The sequence below is a fragment of the Pseudomonas alvandae genome (assembly GCF_019141525.1).
GTDB classification, from domain to species: Bacteria; Pseudomonadota; Gammaproteobacteria; order Pseudomonadales; family Pseudomonadaceae; genus Aquipseudomonas; species Aquipseudomonas alvandae.
In genome coordinates this window covers 4895402-4919077 of sequence record NZ_CP077080.1, presented here as the reverse complement: position 1 = coordinate 4919077, position 23676 = coordinate 4895402, and the positions used below count along the sequence as shown (strand labels likewise).

Annotated in this window: 27 protein-coding genes; 15 read left to right on the top strand and 12 right to left on the bottom strand. The window is 61.5% G+C overall.

The features are described from left to right. The first annotated feature begins 35 nt into the window (after nt 1-35). Nucleotides 36-968 (top strand): D-2-hydroxyacid dehydrogenase, encoded by a 933-nt coding sequence (locus KSS97_RS21695; protein ID WP_030141192.1) that lies wholly within the window; start codon nt 36-38, stop codon nt 966-968. A gap of 198 nt (nt 969-1166) precedes the next feature. On the opposite strand, the gene KSS97_RS21690 is transcribed toward KSS97_RS21695, so the two are convergent. Next, complete coding sequence (locus KSS97_RS21690; protein ID WP_030141191.1) at nt 1167-1760, bottom strand: nitroreductase family protein; 594 nt, start codon at nt 1758-1760, stop codon at nt 1167-1169. Nucleotides 1761-1919: 159 nt separating this feature from the next. Between KSS97_RS21690 and KSS97_RS21685 the strand changes: the two genes are divergently transcribed. Together KSS97_RS21685 and KSS97_RS21680 are read left to right on the top strand one after the other, a co-directional pair. Continuing rightward, nucleotides 1920-2369 (top strand): YcgN family cysteine cluster protein, encoded by a 450-nt coding sequence (locus KSS97_RS21685; protein ID WP_030141190.1) that lies wholly within the window; start codon nt 1920-1922, stop codon nt 2367-2369. 33 nt (nt 2370-2402) lie between these two features. Then, entirely contained in the window at nt 2403-3632 is a 1230-nt protein-coding gene (locus tag KSS97_RS21680; protein WP_217860119.1) for a hypothetical protein, read from the top strand. A 121-nt stretch (nt 3633-3753) separates the two neighbouring features. On the opposite strand, the gene KSS97_RS21675 is transcribed toward KSS97_RS21680, so the two are convergent. Then, entirely contained in the window at nt 3754-4131 is a 378-nt protein-coding gene (locus tag KSS97_RS21675) for a YgaP family membrane protein (RefSeq protein WP_030141188.1), read from the bottom strand. Nucleotides 4132-4208: 77 nt separating this feature from the next. Further along, entirely contained in the window at nt 4209-4679 is a 471-nt protein-coding gene (locus KSS97_RS21670) for an RNA methyltransferase (RefSeq protein ID WP_030141187.1), read from the bottom strand. A gap of 241 nt (nt 4680-4920) precedes the next feature. Between KSS97_RS21670 and KSS97_RS21665 the strand changes: the two genes are divergently transcribed. After that, nucleotides 4921-5253: a DUF2790 domain-containing protein gene (locus KSS97_RS21665; protein WP_217860118.1), complete on the top strand. Its 333-nt coding sequence runs from the start codon at nt 4921-4923 to the stop codon at nt 5251-5253. 77 nt (nt 5254-5330) lie between these two features. On the opposite strand, the gene KSS97_RS21660 is transcribed toward KSS97_RS21665, so the two are convergent. The 4 genes from KSS97_RS21660 to KSS97_RS21645 all read right to left on the bottom strand — a co-directional run bounded on the left by KSS97_RS21660 (nt 5331) and on the right by KSS97_RS21645 (nt 9112). Then, nucleotides 5331-7484 (bottom strand): copper-transporting P-type ATPase, encoded by a 2154-nt coding sequence (locus KSS97_RS21660; RefSeq protein WP_217860117.1) that lies wholly within the window; start codon nt 7482-7484, stop codon nt 5331-5333. A 2-nt stretch (nt 7485-7486) separates the two neighbouring features. Continuing rightward, nucleotides 7487-7738 (bottom strand): DUF2933 domain-containing protein, encoded by a 252-nt coding sequence (locus KSS97_RS21655; protein ID WP_217860116.1) that lies wholly within the window; start codon nt 7736-7738, stop codon nt 7487-7489. A gap of 263 nt (nt 7739-8001) precedes the next feature. Next, nucleotides 8002-8376 carry a YajD family HNH nuclease gene (locus tag KSS97_RS21650; protein ID WP_003184246.1) on the bottom strand — a complete coding sequence of 125 codons (375 nt, stop codon included), beginning with the start codon at nt 8374-8376 and terminating at the stop codon, nt 8002-8004. Nucleotides 8377-8425: 49 nt separating this feature from the next. Continuing rightward, nucleotides 8426-9112, bottom strand: coding sequence for a spermidine synthase (locus tag KSS97_RS21645; RefSeq protein WP_030141186.1), 687 nt, complete (start codon nt 9110-9112; stop codon nt 8426-8428). A 76-nt stretch (nt 9113-9188) separates the two neighbouring features. Between KSS97_RS21645 and KSS97_RS28650 the strand changes: the two genes are divergently transcribed. Then, entirely contained in the window at nt 9189-9473 is a 285-nt protein-coding gene (locus tag KSS97_RS28650) for a hypothetical protein (RefSeq protein WP_334598128.1), read from the top strand. 140 nt (nt 9474-9613) lie between these two features. On the opposite strand, the gene KSS97_RS21640 is transcribed toward KSS97_RS28650, so the two are convergent. Continuing rightward, a complete protein-coding gene (locus KSS97_RS21640; RefSeq protein WP_030141184.1) occupies nt 9614-10087 on the bottom strand; it encodes a cyclic nucleotide-binding domain-containing protein in 474 nt (157 codons plus the stop codon). Between the two features lie 150 nt (nt 10088-10237). Continuing rightward, nucleotides 10238-12292: a S9 family peptidase gene (locus KSS97_RS21635; protein WP_217860115.1), complete on the bottom strand. Its 2055-nt coding sequence runs from the start codon at nt 12290-12292 to the stop codon at nt 10238-10240. Between the two features lie 158 nt (nt 12293-12450). Here KSS97_RS21635 and KSS97_RS21630 point away from each other — a divergent pair, with 158 nt between their 5' ends. From KSS97_RS21630 to KSS97_RS21600, 7 genes are all read left to right on the top strand, one after another. Continuing rightward, nucleotides 12451-12945 carry a hypothetical protein gene (locus KSS97_RS21630; RefSeq protein ID WP_030141182.1) on the top strand — a complete coding sequence of 165 codons (495 nt, stop codon included), beginning with the start codon at nt 12451-12453 and terminating at the stop codon, nt 12943-12945. Between the two features lie 31 nt (nt 12946-12976). After that, a complete protein-coding gene (locus KSS97_RS21625) occupies nt 12977-13753 on the top strand; it encodes a class II glutamine amidotransferase (protein ID WP_217860114.1) in 777 nt (258 codons plus the stop codon). A gap of 12 nt (nt 13754-13765) precedes the next feature. Beyond that, on the top strand, nt 13766-14308 hold the full coding sequence (locus KSS97_RS21620) for a DUF2937 family protein (protein WP_053120118.1): 543 nt from the start codon (nt 13766-13768) through the stop codon (nt 14306-14308). 326 nt (nt 14309-14634) lie between these two features. Further along, a complete protein-coding gene (locus KSS97_RS21615; RefSeq protein ID WP_030141180.1) occupies nt 14635-15921 on the top strand; it encodes an MFS transporter in 1287 nt (428 codons plus the stop codon). Between the two features lie 63 nt (nt 15922-15984). Next, a complete protein-coding gene (locus tag KSS97_RS21610; protein WP_217860113.1) occupies nt 15985-16737 on the top strand; it encodes a 5-oxoprolinase subunit PxpA in 753 nt (250 codons plus the stop codon). Then, nucleotides 16734-17438 (top strand): 5-oxoprolinase subunit PxpB, encoded by a 705-nt coding sequence (gene pxpB, locus KSS97_RS21605; protein WP_030141178.1) that lies wholly within the window; start codon nt 16734-16736, stop codon nt 17436-17438. The genes KSS97_RS21610 and pxpB overlap by 4 nt, the downstream gene beginning before the upstream one ends. Then, nucleotides 17435-18355: a 5-oxoprolinase subunit C family protein gene (locus KSS97_RS21600; RefSeq protein ID WP_198797162.1), complete on the top strand. Its 921-nt coding sequence runs from the start codon at nt 17435-17437 to the stop codon at nt 18353-18355. Before pxpB ends, KSS97_RS21600 begins: the two co-directional genes overlap by 4 nt. Before the next feature lie 119 nt (nt 18356-18474). Here the strand turns inward: KSS97_RS21600 and KSS97_RS21595 are convergent, their stop codons facing one another. Then, on the bottom strand, nt 18475-19653 hold the full coding sequence (locus KSS97_RS21595; RefSeq protein ID WP_003198888.1) for a vWA domain-containing protein: 1179 nt from the start codon (nt 19651-19653) through the stop codon (nt 18475-18477). A 34-nt stretch (nt 19654-19687) separates the two neighbouring features. Then, nucleotides 19688-20533: an AAA family ATPase gene (locus KSS97_RS21590; protein ID WP_003184225.1), complete on the bottom strand. Its 846-nt coding sequence runs from the start codon at nt 20531-20533 to the stop codon at nt 19688-19690. A 199-nt stretch (nt 20534-20732) separates the two neighbouring features. Between KSS97_RS21590 and KSS97_RS21585 the strand changes: the two genes are divergently transcribed. Both KSS97_RS21585 and KSS97_RS21580 read left to right on the top strand, forming a co-directional pair. Beyond that, nucleotides 20733-20963 carry a DUF4160 domain-containing protein gene (locus tag KSS97_RS21585; RefSeq protein ID WP_217862083.1) on the top strand — a complete coding sequence of 77 codons (231 nt, stop codon included), beginning with the start codon at nt 20733-20735 and terminating at the stop codon, nt 20961-20963. Beyond that, nucleotides 20951-21451 (top strand): DUF2442 domain-containing protein, encoded by a 501-nt coding sequence (locus tag KSS97_RS21580; protein WP_217860112.1) that lies wholly within the window; start codon nt 20951-20953, stop codon nt 21449-21451. The genes KSS97_RS21585 and KSS97_RS21580 overlap by 13 nt, the downstream gene beginning before the upstream one ends. Here KSS97_RS21580 and KSS97_RS21575 read toward each other — a convergent pair. After that, on the bottom strand, nt 21448-22524 hold the full coding sequence (locus KSS97_RS21575; protein WP_217860111.1) for a DUF748 domain-containing protein: 1077 nt from the start codon (nt 22522-22524) through the stop codon (nt 21448-21450). The genes KSS97_RS21580 and KSS97_RS21575 overlap by 4 nt on opposite strands. Nucleotides 22525-22650: 126 nt before the next feature. On the opposite strand from KSS97_RS21575, the gene cysK reads away from it, so the two are divergent. Then, entirely contained in the window at nt 22651-23625 is a 975-nt protein-coding gene (gene cysK / locus KSS97_RS21570; protein WP_030141173.1) for a cysteine synthase A, read from the top strand. Nucleotides 23626-23676 lie beyond the last annotated feature (51 nt).

The following is a 23676-nucleotide window of genomic DNA, read 5'->3' as shown; positions in this document are numbered from 1 at the left end:
AGCGGCCGTCTGCACTGTTTGGAAAGGTTTGATTCATGCGCGTTCTGATTGCCGAACACGACCACGCGGTCTATGCCCAGCTCTTGCGTCAGGCTGCACCCGACATCGAGGTGCTGACCAGCGGCGATTCCGCCGAGCTGTCGCGGCTAGCCACTGACTGCCCGGTCTGGCTCGGCCAGCCTGACCTGTTGGCGACCCTGTTGCGTCAAGGTCACCGGCCCCGTTGGTTGCAATCGACCTGGGCGGGCATCACGCCGCTGCTGGCCGAGGGCCTGACGCGCGATTATCGCTTGACCCGCGCAGTCGGCATATTCGGCCAGGTGATGGCCGAATATGTGCTCACCTACATGTTGGGGCATGAACGCGAAGTCCTGGCGCGGTTGGTCAGCCAGGTGGAGCGCAAGTGGGACAACCGCCAAGGGCAAAGCCTGGCGGGGCGCAAGGTGTTGATCGTCGGCACTGGCGATATCGGCCAGCGGGTGGCGCAGTTCCTGGTGCCGTTTGGCGTGCAGTTGTACGGCATCGCTAGTGAAGCCCGTGAGTTGGCGCCGTTTATCGAGGTGGGGGCGCTGAAGGACTTGCCGCGCCTGGTGGGCGAAGCGGACTACGTGATCAACCTGCTGCCGAATACGCCGGATACCCATGACATCTACGACGCGGCGCTGTTCAAGCAATTCAAGCCCAGCGGGTTGTTCATCAACGTCGGCCGTGGCGTGGCGGTTGTGGACGCGGACCTGGTGCAAGCCTTGAAGGAAGGGCATCTGGCCGGCGCGGTGATCGACGTGTGTCGCCAGGAGCCGTTGCCGCAGCGTCACCCGTTCTGGACGGCCTGGGGCCTGCTGTTGACCGGCCACAGCTCGGCACCAACCTCGCCGCCGATGATGGTGCAGTTGTTCCTGGAAAACCTGCGCGCCTACCAGGCTGGTGAAGCGCTGCGTGGGGAAGTGGATTTCGCCCGAGGTTACTGAAGCCCAACTTTCCTAAAGGCTTATGAGCCATTGTGGCGAGGGAGCTTGCTCCCGCTGGGCTGCGCAGCAGCCCCAAAACCATTCGACAAGATGCATCAGGCAACGGCTGAATTTTTACGACTGCTGCGCAGCCGAGCGGGAGCAAGCTCCCTCGACACGGGTTCGGTTTCACATTTAAGTAGGCACCGTAGCTCTGCTTTACAGGGTGAAATCACCCTCGGCCACCAACTCACTCAACGGCCGGCGCGGGCTTGGGACTTCGCGGGCCTGGAGATAGTCGGCCAGCGTCGATTTGTCTCCCAGCTTGCCGATCGCCACGGCGGCATGCAGGGCGTAGCCGTCCGGGATCTTCAATTCCTTGCGGGTCAGTTCCTGGTCGAAGCCGGCCATGCCATGGGTATGCCAGCCGCTGAGGCTCGCTTGCAACGCCAGGTGACCCCAGGCCGCGCCCGTGTCGAAGGTATGGCACTGGGCCGGGGTTTCTTCCGTGGCGCCGGGCACTGCGAAGGTGGTTTTCGAGGCGATGATCACCAGGGCCGAGGCGTGTTGGGCCCAGCCACGGTTGAACTCGTTGAGCAGGCCCAGGTAACGCTCCCAGTTCGGCGTGTCGCGACGGGCGTACAGGAAGCGCCACGGTTGCGAGTTGTACGCCGAAGGAGCCCAGCGCGCGGCTTCGAAAAAGCTCAGCAAGGTTTCTTCGGCAATGCTCTCCCCAGTGAAGGCGCGGGGCGACCAGCGCTCGATGAATTGAGGATGGATGGTGTAATCGGCGATGCGGGAATTGGCGCTCATGGGCTCACCTTGGCTGGGTTCGGAAACGTGATCAAGCAACCTACGTCCCGGCGTCCGGCCTGACAAGTCCCTTCTACCGACAGTCGCCAATGCTTGGCCTCGGGAGGTCGCGGCACTAGACTGTCGGCCTTTTCACCACATGATGTTGATGCTTGAGCCATGGCCGCCAAAGTCGAACCGTTCTGGATACGCAAAACCCTCGATCAGCTCGATCCACAAGAGTGGGAATCGCTGTGCGACGGCTGCGGCCTGTGCTGCCTGCAAAAGCTCGAGGATGAAGACGACAACACCGTCTATTACACGCGTATCGCCTGCAAATTGCTGGACCTGAAAACCTGCCAGTGCACCGACTACGCCCATCGCCGCGACTTCGTCCCCGACTGCATCCAGCTCACGCCGGGCAAGGCCGATCAGTTCAAATGGCTGCCGCCGACCTGCGGCTATCGCCTGGTCAGCGAGGGCAAGGACCTGCCGCTGTGGCACCACCTGGTCTGTGGTGATCGCGACGCCGTGCACCACGAACGCATTTCCCAATCCGGGCGCATGCTGGCCGAAGGCAGCGTGGCCGAAGAAGACTGGGAAGATCACCTGATCTTTCGCGCGGGCTGAACACACAAGGCATCGCATCACCAGGGAGCGCCCATGGCTGCAGGATTGAAACGGTTGCTGGCGGCGGGGCTGCTGGCGGTGTGCGGGCCGCTGTGGGCAGCACAGAAAGTCGATCTGGATTACCACGTTCACCTGTTGCCGCAGAGCGACCAGGCTGAAGTGCGCCTGACCCTCGCGCGGGGCTCGGCGGTGCGCAGCCTGGACTTTGACTTGGGCGATGAAGGCCGCTACAGCGATTTCAAGGCGGACGGCCAATGGCAGCTCACGCCTGGCAAGGCATCGCGGGGCGTTTGGCGTCCCGCCGCCGACAAGGCGAGCCTGACCTACCGCGTGCGCATCAGCGAATCGCGCAAGAACGGCTCTTTCGAAACCCGCATGACGCCGAGCTGGGCGCTGCTGCGCGGCGATGACCTGGTGCCACCGGCGAAGCTGGACCAGCAGGACGGCATCGAGTTGGTATCTCGCCTGGCGTTCGAACTGCCCAACGGCTGGAAAAGCATCGAGACGCCTTGGCCGCGTATCGGCAAGCAACGCTTTCGTATCGATAACCCCTCGCGCTTGTTCGATCGCCCCACGGGCTGGATGCTCGCCGGCAAACTCGGCAGTCGCCGCACGCGCCTGGGCGAGACCGAAGTGACAGTGGCTTCGCCCCTGGGCCAGGGCATGCGGCGGATGGATGTGCTGACGCTGCTGACGTTTGTCTGGCCGCAGGTGCAGGCAGTGGTGCCGCGTCATCCGGCCAAACTGCTGATCGTCGGCGCCGGGGATCCGATGTGGCGTGGCGTCCTGGCGGGCCACGAATCGATCTACCTGCACAGCCGCCCGCCGTTGGTCAGCGAACGGGGCAGCAGTCCGTTGTTGCGGGAGTTGATGCAGATGCTGGTGCGCATCAACGATCAGGATCGCAGTGACTGGATCAGCGAAGGATTAAATGAGTACTACGCCATCGAACTGTTGCGCCGCGCCGGCGGCATGAGCGACGAGCGCTATCAGGCCCTGAATGCTCGTCTCGCCCGGGACAGCAAGGGTGTCACGACCTTGCGCGGCGACCAGGTGAGCCCGGCGATGGTTGCCAAGGCGGTGCTGTTGCTGCAGGAACTGGATCGGGAGATTCGCCTGAAGACCCGCAACAAGCGCTCCCTCGATGACGTGCTGCAAGGGGCGATGCGCCTGGAAACGGTGGATACCGGGGAGTTTGTGCAGCTCAGCGAAAGTATCCTGGGTGAGGGCTCTATAGTGTTGGATACCCGGTTACTTCATTAATACCGCTTTCGTCGGAACGCCGCCCGGAGCAAGCTCGCTCCCACAGGGCTCTTGTGAACACCACAAATCCAATGTGGGAGCGAGCTTGCTCGCGATGAGGGCATCAGCGGCACTGCAAAAATCAGAGCCCAGCCCTAGGTGAACTCAACGAATCATTCCCCGTCACTGTAGCCGTGCCAGTCGCCGCCTCGGCATTGGTCTTCATGCGGCTCAGTTCGTCGCCGGCCTGCTCGATGCGGGCGCGGGCGTCATGCAGATGTTGGCGATTTTTTTCCAGCAGGCTTTTCGCCGAACAATGCCCGGTGATGCCGCGAGCCAGGGCCATGCCACCGATTGCCAGTTGCGCCAGGCCGATCACACCGCCACGGCGCAAGCCCTTGCCCATCATCAGGACCCCACCGGCCAATGAACCGATGCGCTCCCAACCGTGCACGTTCTGCGGGCTGCGGGATTGGAAAGGGGTGGTATCCACCGGCCCGAACGGATTGTTATCGCTCATGATCTGTCTCCAGTGTGGGGAATTGTATAAAGCTGACTGCCAGAGCGAATCCGTCGTTCCATGGAATTTCCCGCCGGTCAGCGGAATTGCGGACCCGAGCGCGTGTTGTTGCCTTTGGCCATGCGGTCGTACAACACGACATTGACCGTGGCCGCCAGGTTCATGCAGCCGTTGGTGGGGATGTAGATCACGTCTTCGCACCAGTCGCGGATGTCTTTGTCCAGCGAACCGTCCTCGGGGCCGAAGATGTACAGCGCTCGGTCCGGGTGGGTGTATTCGGGCAGCGGGCGGGCGCCTTCCACGAGCTCGACGGCCACCGGCACGCAGCCCAGGGGCAGGATCTTCTTCAAGTCGTCGATGCCGATCAGCGGAATGTCGTAATGGACCTTCTTGGTGTCGGTGACGAAGTCGGCGGCGCGTTCATAGCGCTTGCCGGTGTAGAACACCGACGCCACGCCGTAACAGCCGGCGGCACGCATGACCGAACCGACGTTTTCCGGCGACTTGGGGTTGAACAGACCGATGCAGCTGTAGCGTTTGTTGGCCACGGACGGGGTGCCTTTGGGGAAAAGGCGCGATTATACGGTGAATGGAGGAGGGTGGTCAGGTTCGAGATGTGTGGTGTCTGGTTGATCGCCATCACGAGTGAGTTCGATCCCACATTGGATTCCTGGGTGGCTGATGGTCGGCAGCCTGTCACTAACCTGACCGATTGGTAACGTCCCCGCCAGCGTTGTGAAAGGCCCCGGTCGATAAGGTTGGCCTGACAAATAACTGCCGGAGTTCCTCATGAAAATCCTTGATGCCTTGCTCGCCGTTTCGATCCTGTCCGTTTCTTCCCTTGCCTTCGCCGAAGGAGGGGGCGACCGGGTTTATGGCCAGATGATTCGGAACAACGAAAACGCCATGGCGCGATACGCCGCGGAAAACGGAAAAGCCGCCGCCGAGATCGTTCATTACGAATACGGCATGAAGCTCGACGTAAAAAAAGTGGTGAATATGACTCCGGCCAATAAAGGCTGCGGCGTCGGTCCGTCGCGCATGACTTACGAAGACTCGAACGGCAAGCTCAATACCGTGGAGTACAGGCTCCTGGGTGAAAACTGCCCGAATGGTGGCTGATTACCGTCTCGTTTGCTCTCCTTTGGTCTTGAGACGGTCAGGCGCCCTGGTGGCGCCTGTTTTTATTCTTCGAATTATTACGCCGGTGCGTTACGCAACCTCAGCGCATTGAACACCACCGATGCCGAACTGATGCTCATGGCGACGGCGGCGACCATCGGTGAGAGCAAATGACCGGTCAATGGATACAGCAGGCCGGCAGCCAAGGGAATGCCCATCGCGTTATAAACAAAGGCAAACCCGAGGTTCTGGCGCATGTTTCTGACGGTTGCCACCGACAGGGTGCGGGCCCGCAAAATGCCCATCAAGTCGCCTTTTACCAATGTCAGCTGAGCGCTGTTCATCGCGACGTCGGTGCCGGTGCCCATCGCAATCCCAACGTGTGCACGGGCCAGGGCGGGGGCGTCGTTGATGCCATCGCCAACCATCGCGACTTGATGGCCATATTGCTGAAGATCCGCCACCAAACGCTCCTTGTCTTCGGGCTTGACTTCCCCATGCACCTCTTCGATGTCCAGCTCCTTAGCCACGGCGCGTGCGGTGGTGAGGCCGTCGCCCGTGGCCATGATGATTTTAATGCCGTGGGCCTTGAGCTGGCGGATTGCCTCCCCGGCGGTTGGCTTGATCGGGTCCGATACGGCCAGCAATCCGGCCAGCGCACCGTCGACCGCGAGATAAACGATACTGATGCCTTGCGAGCGCAACTGTTCGGCTTGTTGCTGCAGCGACGTGACACCCACATGGGCCGTTCTCATCAGGACACTGTTGCCCAAATGCAGCCGTTTGCCATCCACCAGGCCACTGACACCAATGCCGCTGCCGGAGTCAAATGCGTCGGGCTTGATCAGGTCAAGGTTTTCTTTCCGGGCCTGTTCGACGATGGCCTGGGCCAGGGGATGTTCACTGCCCTGATCAAGGCTCGCTGCCCAGAGTAATACTTGGCGAGTGTCGAAGCCTTGAGTGGTCTGGACACTGTGAAACACCGGGCGCCCTTCTGTCAGGGTGCCGGTCTTGTCGACGATCAGCGTGTCGATCTTGCACAGATTCTCGATGGCGCCGGCGTCGCGGAATAACACCCCCATGCCGGCCGCCTTGCCGGTGGACACCATGATCGACATCGGGGTAGCGAGCCCCAACGCGCAAGGGCAAGCAATAATCAGCACGGCAACGGCATTGATCAGGCCAAAGATCCAACCGCGCTCCATGCCTGACAATCCCCAGCCGACAAATGTCAGTGCGGCGACGGCGATTACTGCCATCACGAAATAACCAGCGATCACATCCGCCAGTCGCTGCAGAGGGGCCTTGGAGCGCTGGGCCTGGGCTACCATCTGGACGATCTGCGATAACACGGTTTCGGCGCCGACTTTCTGCGCGATCATTACCAGGCTGCCATGGGTATTGATCGTCGCACCGATCAGGCTGTCACCGACGTGCTTGCTCACCGGTACCGGTTCGCCCGTGAGCATGGATTCGTCTACGGCGCTTTCGCCTTCGAGCACTGAACCATCTACCGGCACTTTTTCACCCGGTCTGATTCTCAGCCGATCGCCCTGGTGCACGTGGGCGAGGGGGACGTCATGCTCTTGGCCATCGGCGCTGATCCGGCGGGCGGTCTTGGGTGAAAGGCCGAGCAGCGATTTGATGGCGGCGCTCGTTTGTGAGCGTGCCTTGAGTTCAAGCATTTGCCCGAGCAAAGTAAGGGAAATGATGACCGCGGCGGCTTCGAAGTAAACGCCGATACGTCCTTCCTTCATGAATGTGGAGGGAAACATGCCAGGCCAAAACGTTGCGCAAACGCTGTACAGATAGGCTGCTGAAGTGCCCAGGCTGATAAGCGTCCACATGTTCGGGTTGCGTTGGCGAACCGACGCCAATCCCCGGCTGAAGAACGGCCAACCCGCCCACAGCACCACTGGGGTGCCCAACAGGAATTCGACAAGATTCTGAGTGTTGGCATGAAACAGTGAAAAGGAATGGCCGGCCATGGCGAGCACGGTCACGATCACCGTCAGTGGCAGGCTCCACCAGAAGCGCCGGCTAAGTTGCTTGAGTTCGGCATTGTCCTCTTCCCCCTGTATCGGCAGCACAGGCTCCAGCGTCATGCCGCACTTGGGACAACTGCCTGGACCAGGCTGGCGTATTTCGGGGTGCATGGGACAGGTGTATTCGGTTGTGATGCCTTCGGCTACTGAGATGCGGTGGTGTGCATGATCGGTGGTGTGTGGCATGGCTAGCGCCCCTGCGGATCCCTTGGTTTATTCGGCGACTCGCTGTGTTGCCCATGCCTGCCATGATTGTGTCCAAACACGTGCATCAATGGGCATGCCAGAAGGATCAAGTAAGGCCAGTTGGCCGAAATGTGACCAAAGTGCTCCCGCACCAGATAGAACAGGCCGATCGCCAATAACATGATCAAGACAACGCCGGTCTTGTTCTTCCAGAAGGGCCTTGGACCGTCGCTTGGATGCTCGTGGTCGTTCATGGAATGCTCCTATCGGCCTGGCGAGTCGCCGCGACCTGTCATTGGAGAATGGATAAAGCGTGAGCCGGAGGATTGGCGTCCGTCAGGCTTGGTTTGCTTGGCCCGGAAAAAGACAAGTAGCGGCATGCTAAAGGCGTGAAGCTGTCAGCGACCTGACGCACGAATTGCAGTTTTGTCAGGTCGGGCGACAGAAAAGCGACATGGATGGGGCGGGAGCCGTGGCTGGAGAGGCGTTTCCTGGCCACGGACTGGACTGGGCGGCACTACTCGTCTTTTTTCATCAACCCAGCCAACGCGGCGAACGGGTTGTGGGTCGCCTTGGCGATCTTCGGGGTGCTCAGGGAGCCGTCGCCGAAATACTGCTGGTCGGTGTAGCGCGAGTGCTCGTTGTCGTGGCAATACAAGCACAGCAGCTCCCAGTTGGAGCCATCCTGCGGGTTGTTGTCGTGGTTGTGGTCGCGGTGGTGAACGGTCAGTTCGCTCAGGCGCTTGCCGGAAAACTCACGGGCGCAGCGGCCGCAGACGTGGGGGTACATTTTCAGGGCTTTGTCGCGATAGCCCATCTCCCGGTCGCGCTGGGCGTCGGCGAGGATGCGGTCCAGCTTGGCGGTGTTGGACGGTGGGGTGGACGAACTCATGGGTTCACCTTTGTAGAAAAGACTGAATGACGGTTGGACAGAGTTTAGCTCAGCCCTTGAGTTTCTCGGCAATCCAGATGGTGTGGCGGGTGCCTTTGTTGCCATGGGCGAACACTTGCACCTCTTCGGCCTTGAAGCCGGCCTTCTTCAATTTGTCGGAAAACTGCCGGTCGGCGCTGGCCGACCACACCGCCAGCACACCTTTAGGCCGCAGGGCCTTGGCGCACGCCGCCAGGCCTCCTGCCGAATACAGCCAACTGTTAGCTTTCTGGGTCAGGCCTTCCGGGCCGTTATCGACATCGAGCATGATCGCGTCGAACCCCTGGGGCTCGGCTTGCAGCACCTTGGCCACGTCTTCCATGCGGATCACCGTGCGAGGGTCCGACAGCGGCCGTCCGGCCTTTTCACCCAAGGGGCCGCGATTCCACTCCACCACGCCTGGCACGAGTTCGGCCACTACCACTTCGGCGCTCTTACCCAGGTGCTTGAGGGCGGAGGCGAGGGTGAAACCCATGCCGAGTCCGCCGATCAACACGCGCGAGCCGGGGCGACCGGCGACCTTGCGGCAGGGAATCTCGGCCAAGGCGTCTTCGGAACCGTGCATGCGGGTGTTCATCAGCTGCCCGCCGTCGCCGCCCTGGATCTTGATCACGAAATCTTCGCCGTACTCGAACAGGCACAGGGCGCCGCCGTTGTCAGGGATAGGCGTGGTGTCGAGCAGAACAAAACGTTTCATGGAAATCTCATGGGGAAGGAGCAGACCGGCCCGGCAGGGGCTAGCCTGAAAGCAGACAATAGCCACGGAGCCATTGATGAAGTGCATCATTCTAACGGCCATTGCCCTGACGGCGCTCTCGATAAGTTGCGCCCAGGCCCAGCAGCCGACCATTCCGGTCAGCCCGCCCAGCATCCCGGGGTCGCCGGGCACCGCCACGCCCATGCCGTATCCGCCGGTGACGCCCAACGGAGTGCCCAAGGTGGCACCCGGGAACGGCCCGCCCCTGTTGCCACCCATCGAAATGCCCAGGCCGCCGAAGGACCAGCCGATACCGGGTATGGAGCCGAAGCCGCCGAAGGTCAAGTCACCGGGGGGGTAGGGCGCCCACACAATGCAATAACCTGTGGGAGCGAGCTTGCTCGCGATAGCGGTGTATCAGTCAACATTGATACTGGCTGAACTGACGCTATCGCGAGCAAGCTCGCTCCCACAGAGGGCTCCGGCTAGGTTTAATGGTGGTCAGACCTGCTGCGACAACAGCTGCCCATCCGCCATGCGCAGGCGCTTGGACAGGGAGACGGCGAGGGCGCGGATGATCTTGGCGGCGATCTTGGGCGCGTCGTTGAGCATTTTCTCCAGGGAATCCTTGCCCAGGTTCAGCAGCTGGCAATCGGTGGCGGCGATGCAGCTGGCCGAGCGTCGTTCGCCGTCGAGCACGGCCATTTCACCGAAGGCCCGGCCGCTGCGCAGCGTGGCGATGGTCACTGGCTGGCCGTCGGGGCCGGTTTTCTGCACGGCCACCTGACCGGTGTGGAGGATGCACATGAAGCTGCCGGCATCACCTTCACGGAAAATCGCCTCGCCCTGGGCGATGGTGCTGATGCTGAAGTAACCCGACGCGGCGGCAAAGTCGACGGGCAGCAATTGGTCGAACAGACCGCAGTCCATCAGCCAGTCGCGGATTTCTTTGTTCAGTAAGGTCGGTTCTGACATGTCGTCACGGTCTTTTCTTGTGTTTGTTGCGGTTTCATAGTGCCTGGGTATAAGGCAATCCCTGTGGGAGCAAGCTCGCTCCCACAGGGGATTGTGTTGCATCCGGGGCCGAGTGCATGCAGCTAAGACCCAGCCATCCCACAGAGTTCCTCAGGCCACACCCAAAACCTTCAATACAAACGCATATTCGAGTGCTACGTCACGCAATCCCTGGTAACGACCGCTCATGCCGCCATGGCCGGCGCCCAGTTCGGTCTTGAGCAGCAGGGGATTGTCATCGGTCTTGGTGGCCCGCAACTTCGCGACCCACTTGGCCGCTTCCCAATACTGCACGCGGCTGTCGTTGTAGCCGGCGATCACCAGCATGGCCGGGTACGCCTGGGCGCGGACGTTTTCGTACGGGGCGTAGGCCCTGATCCGATCATAGACGTCCGGCTCCTCGGGATTACCCCATTCGTCGTATTCGGTCACGGTCAACGGCAGCTCGGGGTCGAGCATGGTGTTGAGCACATCGACGAACGGCACTTCTGCGATCGCGACCTTGAACAGTTCCGGGCGCTGGTTGAGCACCGCGCCAATCAACAACCCGCCGGCACTGCCGCCGCTGATCGCCAACTGGTCGGCGGTGGTCAAGCCTTTGGCGATCAAGTGCTCGGCGCAGGCAATGAAGTCGCTGAAAGTGTTGTGCTTGTGCTCTTGCTTACCGGCGCGATACCAGGCTTCACCCAGTTCACCGCCACCACGCACATGGGCGATGGCAAACGCCACGCCGCGGTCCAGCAGGCTCAGCCGCGAATGGGAAAACCACGGGTCGAGGCTTTCGCCATAGGCGCCGTAGCCGTACAGGTACAGCGGCACGGGTTTGCCGAGGGATTCTCGCTTGACCACCAGGCTGATGGGCACCTGCGTGCCGTCCGGCGCGGTGGCCCAGAGTCGTTGGCTGACATAGGCATCGGCATCGAACGGACCCAGCACCGGGGTTTGCTTGAGCACGACCTGATCGCCGCTGGCCAAGTCCAATTGGCGGATCTGCGCCGGGCGATTCAGTGCCTCGTAGCGCAGGCGGATGCGCTCACTGACAAACTCCAGGCTGTTCTGTACGTGTAGGCTGTAGGCCGCGTCTGGCAATTGCACCCGATATTTCGGCAAGCCTTGTGGGTGAACTTCGATGATCGGCAGGCCGCCTTCGCGCAGGCTCAAGGTCATGGCCGTGGCGTTCAGACTCAGGCCGTCGATCATCACCGTGTCGCTGTGGGGGATCAGGTTCTGCCAGTCAGCCTCGATCGGCGCCTCACCTGTGTCGGCCGCCTGGTACAACGCGAAGTTGATACCGTCGCGGTTGCTGCGGATGAACCAGGTCCATTCACCGTCGAGCAGGCCGTGATCGACGTCGTATTCATGGTCCTCTAGCCGTGGCGCCACGCAGGTAAACGGCTGCTGCGGTTGCGTCGCGTCGAGCACCCAGACTTCGCTGGTGGTCTTGCTGCCCAGCGACAGGATCAGTTGGCGCTCCGAGCTTGAACGATAGCAATGCAGGAAAAAACGCCCGTCCGGCTCGTGGAACACCTCTTCGGCGGCGGTGCCGTCCAAGCGATAACGGAACAGCTTATGGGGGCGATGGGTCTCGTCCAGTTCGCCAAAGAACAGCGTCAGGCTGTCGTTGGCCCAAGTCATGCTGCCGTCGCAGTTTTCGAAGGACAGTTCGCTGACCTTGTCGTTGGACAATTCCTTGACGAACAGCGTGTAGATCTCATCGCCCGTGGTGTCCAGGCTGTAGGCCAGGCGCTGGTGATCCGGGCTGATGCTGAACGCGCCCAGGGCAAAGAATCCACCGCCGGCCAGGGCGTTCGGGTCCAGCAGCAACTGTTCGCGGCTTTCATCGACGGTCAGGCTGTCATCGGCCGGACGCGGGCAGCGGTAGTGGCGCGGATATTCGTCGCCGGCCGTGGTGCGGGTGTAATACAGGTACGGGCCCCAGGGGGAGGGCAAGGACAGGTCAGTCTCGAGGATCCGTCCCTTGATTTCCTGGAACAGCGTTTCGCGCAGTTCGGCCTGGTCGGCGAGCGCTGCTTCCTGATAGCTGTTTTCAGCCTTGAGGTATTCGAGCACGGCATCGGTGTCGCGCTCCTGCAGCCAGGCATACGGGTCGACGCCGGGGGCCTTGCGGGCAATCGGGGCATCGCAAATTTGGGCAGATAGGGGCATGGAAAAACTCTCGAGCGTGATACGAAAAGGGACAAGTGGCCTGCTGGGTCGGTTCGGTCGCCGAGCTGGAAATTTGACCGCATCAGTCTGCTGCAGAAGCCGGGGCAGCCTGGCGAGCGAAAAGCCGTTACTATAAGCGCCTCTTTGCCTGCCTTGCCATGGACACCATGACCGAGAACGACTATCTGATTGCCTGGGGCTTGTACGCCTTTGCCGCCCTGGGCTGCCTCCTGGTTTGGATGCGCATGACCCGCTTCATGTGGCGCTGGTTGCGCGAGCCGCTGCGGCTGCTGATGGCGGTGCTGCTGTTCAGCCCCACTATCGTGGACCCGGTGAAGGAAAAATTTGCCCCGGCGCTGGCCATCGCCGCCCTGGACGTGTTGTTCAAGGTGGGTAACAACGTCTGGCGCGCGGCGTCCGATCTGCTCATGTACGGCATGATCGCCTTCGGCCTTTATCTGATTTTCGTGCTGATCCGCTTCCCCATCGAGCGCGCTGCCAACGCTCGCAGGGAGCGGGCGGCCGCCGCGAAAGCCGCCGCCGCTGCGGAGCCTGATGACGAGCCACCGTTCGGTGTGGCCGGTGACGACCGTTACGGTCGGCCACCCGTGCCGAGCAATCCCCAGCGTTCGCGAATCGAACCACGCCTGTAGCCGGGCTGCCCAATCAATCGAGGGTTCGAGCATGTGTGAGTTATTGGGCATGAGCGCCAATGTGCCGACCGACATCGTGTTCAGCTTCACCGGGCTGATGCAGCGGGGCGGCAAGACCGGGCCGCACCGTGACGGCTGGGGCATCGGGTTCTATGAAGGCCGTGGCCTGCGCCTGTTCCAGGACCCGGCCGCGAGCAGCGAGTCGGAAGTGGCGAACCTGGTGCAGCGTTATCCGATCAAGAGCGAAGTGGTCATCGGGCACATCCGCCAGGCCAACGTCGGCAAGGTCTGCCTGTCCAATACACACCCGTTCGTGCGCGAATTGTGGGGCCGCAACTGGTGTTTCGCCCACAACGGCCAACTCGCCGATTTCCAGCCGGGCGTGAGCTTCTACCGCCCGGTGGGCGATACCGACAGCGAAGCGGCGTTCTGTGATTTGCTCAACCGCGTGCGCCAGGCCTTTCCCGAGCCAGTGGAAGTGGAGCAATTGTTGCCTTCGTTGATCGCCGCTTGCAGCGAATACCGTAGCAAGGGGGTGTTCAATTGCCTGCTCAGCGATGGCGACTGGCTGTTCTGCTATTGCTCGACCAAACTGGCCCAGATCACCCGGCGCGCGCCGTTTGGCCCGGCGCGGCTCAAGGATGTCGACGTCATCGTGGATTTCCAGGCTGAAACCACCCCCAACGATGTGGTCACGGTGATCGCCACCGAACCCTTGACCGAAAACGAAACCTGGACCCGCTACGAACCGGGTCAATGGAGCCTGTGGCGACGCGGTGAATGCGTCAGCCATGGCCGCACCGAATAAGGACGTCACGTTATGTTGCTCAGTTATCTACGGCTGGTGTTGTTCGCGGTGGGCCTGTTGGTTGGGGTCCAGGTGCCGGGTTTCATCAATGATTACGCCAAGCGGATCGAGGCGCACCTGATCGAGGCGCAAACCGGCCTGCAAGGTTTCCAGGGCACCGCCAATCAATTCTTCAAGGGTGACATGCAGGCCCTGGTGGCCCATTACCGCGCCAGCGAAGACCCGATATTTCGCAGCGACGCCGACAGCCTGAACACCTTGCTCGTGCGCCAGCAGGCCTTGGACAAGCAGTTCCAGGCGATGCAAGGCCCGTGGTACATCCGCTTGTTGCAGGTGGCGCTGGCGGCCGATCCGGATATTCGCAAGGAAACCTGGAACGGCTACAGCTACCAGATCCTGCTGACTCCCGAAGCGATGATCTGGGGCATCAGCGGCGCGATGTTGCTGTCGTTCGGCCTGGAATGCCTGTTCCGCCTGATCGACTGGGTGGTGCTGGGCGGCAAGCGCTTGCGCCAGAGCCGGCCGATCGAAGAGCGTGACCTGCGCGGGCTATAGCGCCGCCGCGGGCTTTTTGTGGCGAGGGGATTTATCCCCGCTGGGTCGCGAAGCGGCCCCAACAAGGCCACCTCCTGTATCAAGCAGGACTACCAAATGGGGCCGCTTCGCAGCCCAGCGGGGATAAATCCCCTCGCCACAACTGTGTTTATTCAGTTCTGGCAGTGTCATTTCCTGCGCTCTCTGCCCACCCAATCAAATTTTTCTTATGACCCGGCCAAGGTTTTATTCGTTGGACGCGATCAGCTGCGCGCTCAAGAATCGGGGCAACGGTCTCCACGTCTGCGTCGTCGAGACTCACAACAATAAAACCGTGGAGAACCACCATGAGTGCACCCGACACGCTCGGCGTCCCCCAACCCCAGGCCCGTTCCGGTCCGTTCGATTGGTACCGCAACATCAACCAGCAGGAACGTCGCACCTTCTGGAGCTGCAAGATCGGTTACGCCCTGGACGGCATGGACACGCAAATGCTCAGCTTCGTGGTGCCGACCCTGATTGCGATGTGGGGTATCACCACCGGACAGGCTGGCCTGATCCACACCAGCACCCTGATCGCCTCGGCCCTGGGCGGCTGGGTCGCCGGCATTCTCTCGGACCGCATCGGTCGGGTGCGCACGTTGCAACTGACGGTGCTGTGGTTCGCCTTCTTTACCTTCCTGTGCGGCTTTGCCCAGAACTATGAACAGCTGCTGATCGCCCGCACCTTGATGGGCTTCGGTTTCGGCGGCGAATGGACCGCTGGCGCGGTGTTGATGGGCGAGGTGATCCGTGCCAAGGACCGCGGCAAGGCGGTGGGCATGGTGCAGTCGGGCTGGGCGCTGGGCTGGGGCATGACGGCGATTCTGTATGCGCTGCTGTTCTCGGTGTTGCCACCGGAAGACGCCTGGCGTGCCTTGTTCATCCTGGGCATCGTGCCGGCCGTGTTCGTGATTTTCGTTCGCCGGTTGGTCAAGGATCCGGAAGTCTACAACCAGACCAAGGCCCGCCTGACGCCAGAAAATCCGGCGAAGTTCTACGAGATCTTTGCCCCCGGCATCCTCTTCACCACCCTTCGTGCTTCGCTGCTGACCACCGGCGCCCTAGGCGGCTACTACGCCATCACGTCCTGGTTGCCGACCTTCCTCAAGAACGAGCGTGGCCTGAGCGTCCTGAGTACCGGTGGCTACCTGGCGATGGTCATCGTCGGTTCTTACGTGGGTTACGTGATCAGCGCGTACCTGAGCGACATCCTCGGTCGCAAGAAAAACTTCGTCCTGTTCGCCGTGGGTTCGTTCACCATCGTATTGCTGTACACCCAGATGCCGGTGAGCAACAACGTGATGCTCTGGCTGGGCTTTCCCCTGGGCTTCTTCGCCTCGGGTATGTTCAGCGGCATGGGCTCGTTCCTCACCGAACTGTTTCCGACCCGCATCCGGGGTTCAGGGCAGGGGTTCTGCTACAACATCGGCCGGGCAGTGGCGGCGTTGTTCCCGTTGTTGATCGGTATCCTGAGCCAGAAGGTACCGTTGAGTGTCGGTATCGGGGCGTTCGCGGCGGTGTCCTACGGCGTGGTGATCCTGGCGGCCCTGAGCCTGCCGGAAACCCAAGGCAAGCAGTTGGAAGCCGAGTAACTGATAACCTGTGGGATGCAAATCCCACGGTCAAAGAAGAAAGAGCCTACAGGAGCGTTCACCGTGAACCGCCTGCTATTGAATTGCGATATCGGCGAAAGCTTCGGCAGCTGGACCATGGGTCTGGACGCCGAGGTGATGCCCTTCATCGACTGCGCCAACATCGCCTGCGGCTTTCATGCCGGCGACCCGAGCATCATGCGCAAGACCGTCAGCCTGGCCCTGAGCCACGGCGTGCGGATCGGCGCGCATCCGGCCTATCAGGACCTGGCGGGCTTCGGCCGACGTTCCATGGCCTATGGCGCCCAGGAACTGCAGGATCTGCTGCACTATCAGATCGGCGCCCTCGACGGCATCTGCCGTGCCCAGGGGGGGCGCGTCAGCTACGTCAAGCCCCACGGCGCGATGTACAACGACATGATGGCCAACCCGGCGCAACTGCGCGCCGTGATCCAGGCCGTCGCCGCCTATGACCGCCAATTGCCGTTGATGCTGATGGCCACTCGTGACAACAGCGCCGCCCAGGCCCTGGGCAACGAGTACGGCGTGACCCTGTGGTTCGAAGCGTTTGCCGACCGGGCCTACGATAACGCCGGCCGCCTGGTCTCGCGGCAAGCGCCGGGCGCGGTGCATCACGATCCCGAAACCATCATTGGGCAGGCCCTGACGATCGCTCGCGGCGACGCGTTGACTGCCAACGACGGCAGCGCCTTGCACCTGAAGGCCAACACCTTGTGCGTGCACGGCGACAACGCCAGTTCGGTGGCCGCCGTGCAACGCATCCGCGAAGCCCTGGACCGGCAGAGCGCGCCATGAAACCACGCGTGGAAGTGGTGGCGGTGGATTGCCTGATGGTGCGCCTGTTCGACGAAATCGCCGAGGCCAACATGCCGTGGATGCTCGCCGCCAGCGAGCGCCTGCGCCAGGTTTTCGCCGACGATCTGATCGATCTGGTGCCGTCCTATACGACCTTGATGGTGCATTACGATTTGCTTGGCCTGACACCGGCCCAGGCGCGCGATTTGATCGGGGAAGCGCTGAACAACCTTTCCCCGGATGCCCGGTCTGCTGGCCGATGCCATGTGTTGCCGGTGTGGTACGACCCCAGCGTCGGACCCGAGTTGGGCTTGCTGGCGAGTCGCAGCGGGCTGACGGTGGAGCAGGTGATCCGTCGCCACAGCGAGCGCGAATACCAGGTGTTTGCCCTGGGCTTTGCGCCAGGTTTTGCATTCATGGGATTGGTGGACGAAGCACTGGCCGCACCGCGCCTCGACACCCCACGCAAGCGCGTGGCGGCGGGCAGCGTTGGCATTGCCGAGCGCCAGACTGCGGCGTATCCGGTGGTCTCGCCCGGTGGTTGGAACCTGATCGGGCGAACCCCGGCCAAACTGTTTGATCGCGAGCGCGACGGCTACAGCCTGATGCAGCCCGGTGACACGGTGCGTTTCGCCGCCGTCGATCACGCTGAATTCATCGCCCTGGGCGGTGACGACACACCGCTGGAGGCCCAGGCATGAGCCGTTTGTTGATCGAGGCCAGCACCCCGCTGTGCCTGTTGCAGGACGCCGGCCGGTTCGGCGTGAGGCACCTGGGCGTGACCCAGGGCGGCGCGGCGGACTGGCTGTCGATGAGCTGGGCCAATTGGATGCTCGGCAATGCGCCGGACGCGGCGGTGGTGGAAATCACCCTTGGCGGCTTCACGGTGTTGGCCGAAGACGATTGCGTGCTGGCGTTGGCCGGGGCGGACCTGGGCGCGCGCATTGACGGCCAGGGCGTGGCGTCGTGGCGCTTCTTCAGTTTGCGCAAAGGCCAAGTGTTGGCGCTCACTCAGCCCGTGCTTGGCGCCCGGGCCTACCTGGCGGCGCCTGGCGGGTTCGACGCACCGCAAGTCCTGGGCAGTCGCTCGACGGTTGTACGTGAAGAGCTCGGCGGTCTGGATGGGCGAGGGCGAGCGCTGGGTCGCGGTGAGCGCTTGAGCTATTCGGGCCCGGCGACGCCGCGCCCAATGCCGTACACGCGGATTCCGGATTTCCAGCAGGTGCAGCCGCTGGACCTGATCCTCGGCGCGCAGAACGGTGCGTTCAGCGGGCGTAGCCTGTTTGATGCGTTCAATACCGATTGGACGCTGGACAGTCGCGCCGACCGCATGGGCATGCGGTTGTTGGGCGCGGCGCTGGAATACCAGGGGCCGGCGATGATTTCCGAAGGCATTCCGCTGGGCGCCGTGCAGGTGCCGCCGGACGGCCAGCCGATCGTGCTGCTCAACGATCGGCAAACCATCGGCGGTTATCCGCGCCTGGGCGCCTTGACCCCGCTGTCCCTGGCCCGGCTGGCGCAATGCCTGCCCGGGACGCAGGTGCGGTTGCGGCCGGTGGTGCAGGCGGTTGCGCATCGGCAGCAGGTTGAGTATTTGCAGGTGTTTTTGAAAGGCTAGAAGCATCGTCGGATCGCCGCCCGGAGCAAGCTCGCTCCCACAAGGGATCTCAGGTGTGACGAAGATCTCTGTGGGAGCGAGCTTGCTCGCGATGAGGCCTGTACAGGCAACCAAAAATCCTACTTGGAAAGAAACCGCATCCCTTCCTCCAACCCCCGCAACGTCAGCGGGTACATCCGGTCTTCCACCAACTCGCGCACGATGTTGGTCGAGGCGGTATAGCCCCAGGTGTCCTTGGGGTACGGGTTGATCCAGATGAGCTTCTTGTATTTCTCCATGAAGCGCTGCATCCACACGTAACCGGCTTCTTCATTCCAGTGCTCGACGCTGCCGCCGGCCTGGGTGATTTCATAGGGCGCCATGGCCGCGTCACCAATGAAGATGACTTTGTAGTCGGCGCCGTATTTGTGCAGCAGATCCTGGGTCGAGGTGCGCTCCGAGGTGCGGCGCAGGTTGTTCTTCCACACCGATTCATAGACGAAGTTGTGGAAGTAAAAGTACTCCAGATGCTTGAACTCGGTCTTGCAGGCCGAGAACAGTTCTTCGCAGATTTTCACGTGGGCATCCATCGAGCCCCCGATGTCGAACAGCAGCAGCAACTTCACGGTGTTGCGGCGCTCCGGGCGCATCTGGATATTCAGCAGGCCGGCGTCCCGGGCGGTGTGGTCGATGGTGCCGTCGATGTCCAGTTCTTCGGCCGCGCCCTGGCGAGCGAACTTACGCAGGCGGCGCAGGGCGATCTTGATGTTGCGAGTGCCCAACTCCACTTGATCGTCGAGGTTCTTGTACTCGCGCTGGTCCCAGACCTTGACGGCCTTGCCCTGGCGCTTGCCAGCGTCGCCGACCCGAATGCCTTCCGGGTTGAAGCCGCCAGAGCCGAACGGGCTGGTACCGCCAGTGCCGATCCACTTGTTACCACCGGCATGGCGTTCCTTCTGTTCTTCCAGGCGTTTCTTGAATTCTTCGATCAGCTTGTCCAGGCCGCCCAGGGATTGGATCTGCGCCCGTTCCTCGTCGGTCAGCGAGCGCTCGAATTCCTTGCGCAACCAGTCTTCGGGAATCAGCGCCTGGAGGTGATCGTCGAGTTTTTCCAGGCCGTTGAAGTACGCGGCGAACGCCCGGTCGAACTTGTCGAAATGCCGTTCATCCTTCACCAGGATCGCCCGGGACAGGTAATAGAACTCGTCCATGTCGGCGAAGATCACCCGCTGTTTCAGCGCGTTGATCAGGTCCAGCAGTTCGCGCACCGACACGGGCACCTTGGCGGCGCGCATCTCATTGAACAGGTTAAGCAGCATGGCAATCGCCCTCGCTCTTGTTGGACGAAGAGGATCAGCGCGTGCCGCGACGGCTCATGAACGCCAGGCGCTCAAGCAATTGCACGTCCTGTTCGTTCTTGACCAGGGCGCCGGCCAGCGGCGGAATCGCCTTGGTCGGATCGCGCTCGCGCAGCACTGCTTCGCCGATATTGTCGGCCATCAGCAGCTTGAGCCAGTCAACCAGTTCGGAGGTGGAAGGTTTTTTCTTCAGGCCTGGCACCTTGCGCACGTCGAAGAACACGTCCAGCGCTTCGCTGACCAGGTCCTTCTTGATGTCCGGGTAGTGCACATCGACGATTTTCTGCAGGGTGACGCGGTCGGGGAAGGCGATGTAGTGGAAGAAACAGCGGCGCAGGAAGGCGTCCGGCAGTTCCTTTTCGTTGTTGGAGGTAATGATGATGATCGGGCGCTGCTTGGCCTTGATGGTTTCGTCGGTCTCGTAGACATAGAACTCCATCTTGTCGAGTTCTTGCAGCAGGTCGTTGGGGAATTCGATGTCGGCCTTGTCAATCTCATCGATCAGCAGGATCACCCGCTCCTCGGACTCGAAGGCTTCCCAGAGCTTGCCCTTCTTCAAGTAATTGCGCACGTCATGGACCTTGTCCACGCCCAACTGGGAATCGCGCAGGCGGCTGACCGCGTCGTACTCGTACAAACCTTGGTGGGCCTTGGTGGTGGACTTGATGTGCCAGGTGATCAAGCGCGCGCCGAAGGACTCCGCCAATTGTTCGGCCAGCATGGTCTTGCCGGTGCCCGGCTCGCCCTTGACCAGCAACGGTCGCTCCAGGGTGATGGCGGCGTTGACGGCCAGTTTCAGGTCATCGGTGGCCACGTAGGCGCTGGTGCCTTCGAACTTCATCTGCAACTCCTCGAACGGTGTCGCCGGCCCGGCGAGGCGGGGCGCGCGAAATAAATGTCGTGCCCGACTATACCGCGAGGCCCCGCCGACTGTGAACGCAGACGCTGTATTCAGTCTCTGAATGGGTCGTCACATGTTGACTCAGTCTCGGCGGCTTGCCAGTATTGCGTATCGCCAAATTGGCGATACATTCACTGGCATGTCCACTAAATATCGATTCAAGAATACGTACCGCATTCAATTGCGCGAAAGGGACCATCCGCCGCCCCATGTCCATCTCACCGGAGGTGGGGTTGATGTAGTCCTTAGCCTGGAAACCGTCGAAGTTATGATGGGCCGGGCACCGCCATTGATTATCAAGGAAGCGCTGGACTGGGTAAGGTCCCATCAGGCGCAATTGCTGGAGGAATGGCAACGATGCTACCCATGAAAAGGCCGCGGTTATTGGCCGTGCAGCCTTCATTACCGTTCAGTCTCGAGTTGACGTTTATCGACGGCCAGCGATTGACGCTGGATTTGACCGCCGACGTGCAACGTTACCCTGGCCTGAAACCCTTGCTGGAAAAGGGTGCGTTTGCGGGTGCAGCCCTTGGCGATGATGGCTGGAGCGTGGAATGGCCCTATCTGGATATCCAGATCGGCGCTGATACCTTGTATTTCGATGCGCTGGCGCAGAATGCCGTGGATGAAAACACTCGCATTTTCATCGACTGGCGCGCCCGCACCGGTTTGCCACTGAACAAGGCGGCCGAAGCGCTGGGCGTGAGCGCCCGTAGCATCAGTCGCTACAGCAGCGGTCGGGAGGCTGTGCCGCGATCGCTTGCCCTGGCGTGCCTGGGCTGGGACTCGCTGCAAAGCGGAGCGGGCCGAGCAGTGGCTGAGCAAAAAGGTCGCTATCGCGTAACGCCCAAAACTTAATCCTTCGAAGGTGGCGGTTGCTCGTAGCGGGCATTGAAGGCCTGGACGAAACCGTTGCGCAAAATCTGCAGGAAGGCTTCGAAGGCGCTGATGTCCTGTTGATGCACATTGCCACTGAGCTCGACCCGCGTGGCAAACTGGTTCTTGCGCTGGTTTTTCAAGGCCGTTTCGCTTGTGCCGACCAAGGCTTCCCAGACCGAGCGGAAGATGTTCTTGTTCTGGTTCTCCACGTCTTGCTGCCAGTCGAATACGTCCACGTCACGCAGCAGTGGCTTGATGTAGCCGCTGAGCCGGGCGTTGTCGGCTTCGGCCTCGATCACCAGGTCGCCGTGGCCGGCGTTGAAGTCGAATTTTCCATAGGCTGCGGCAAAATCGTTCAGGCGCTTGAGCTCGATGTTGGTGGCGCGCAAGCGGAAGTCGAAGTCCTCGAAGTTGCTCAAGGGGTCGAAGGTCGCCTGGACTTCCAAGGGTGCGTGTTCCGCCACCAGGGCCTTGCCCTCGAAACGGGCGTCGCGCTTGCCTTCGGTGTCCACGACGTTGGTCAGGTTATAAAAGCTGGCGTTGACGTCGGTGGCTCGCAGGTTCACCGGCGGCTTGGAGTTGAAGTTGCGAAAGGTGAGCTTGCCGTCATTGATACGCACTTCGTTGAGTGTGATAGGCATCAGCTTGCTCAGTTGCTCGCGCCAGTTGGTGCCCCGGCCTGTCTGGGAGTTCTCGCGGTTGGCCCCGCCGTCGACGAAGTTGACTTCCGGATGGGCGAACTCCACTTCGGCGACGACCGCATGGTCATACCACAGCGAGTGCCAGCTTACGGACAAGTCGACCAATGGGGCATCGACGAACGGCACCGGGACCTTGCCGTCGACCTTGGTGATCTTCAGACCATTGATCCGATAGGCGCCGCGCCAGAGGGCCAGATCGACGTCCGTGACTTGGCCGTGGTAATCGCCCATGTTGGCCAGTTTGTCGTTCAGGTAATCGCGCACCAGGTAAGGCAAGGCGAAATGCACGGCCACCAGCAACGCAACGATGGCGACGAATGTCCACAGTGGCCAGCTGTATCGACGCTTCATAAGAGTAGTCTCCGTTGTTAATGCCATTGACTGTTGCAACAACGGGAACGTTCGGTGCAACTGGACGGCCTTCGGCAACAGGCTTACCTTTAAACGCTAAATTTTCTCTGTATTAAGGACCCGGCCATGAGTCGTATATACGCTGACAACGCCCATTCCATTGGCAATACGCCATTGGTGCAGATCAATCGCATCGCTCCGCGCGGCGTGACCATCCTGGCGAAGATCGAAGGGCGTAACCCGGGTTACTCGGTCAAATGCCGGATCGGCGCGAACATGATCTGGGACGCGGAAAGCTCCGGCAAACTCAAGCCCGGCATGACCATTGTCGAGCCGACCTCAGGCAATACCGGTATCGGCCTGGCGTTCGTGGCGGCCGCCCGTGGCTACAAGCTGACGCTGACCATGCCCGCCTCGATGAGCATCGAGCGGCGCAAAGTGCTCAAGGCCCTGGGCGCGGAGCTGGTGCTCACCGAACCGGCCAAGGGCATGAAAGGCGCCATCGAGAAAGCCGCCGAGATCATGGCCAGCGACCCGTCGAAATATTTCATGCCGCAGCAGTTCGATAACCCGGCGAACCCGGCGATCCACGAGAAAACCACCGGTCCGGAAATCTGGAACGATACCGATGGCGCGGTAGACGTGCTGGTCGCTGGCGTAGGCACCGGTGGAACCATTACCGGGGTTTCGCGGTATATCAAGAACACCTGTGGCAAGCCGATCCTGTCGGTGGCGGTGGAGCCCGAGGCTTCGCCGGTAATCACCCAGGCACTGGCGGGACAGGAGATCAAGCCCAGCCCCCACAAGATCCAGGGGATCGGCGCAGGTTTCGTACCGAAGAACCTCGATCTGTCGATCGTGGACCAGGTCGAGCGGGTCACGGATGACGAATCCAAGGCCATGGCCCTGCGCTTGATGCAGGAAGAAGGCATCCTTTGCGGCATTTCCTGCGGCGCGGCCATGGTCGTGGCGGCGCGCCTGGCGGAGAAGCCGGAAATGCAGGGCAAGACCATCGTCGTGATTCTGCCGGATTCGGGCGAACGGTACCTGTCGAGCATGCTGTTCAGCGATTTGTTTACCGAGCAGGAGATTCAGCAGTAACCACAGGCAGGTGTTTGGTCCGGGGACATGGTGGACACATGTTCGGAGACA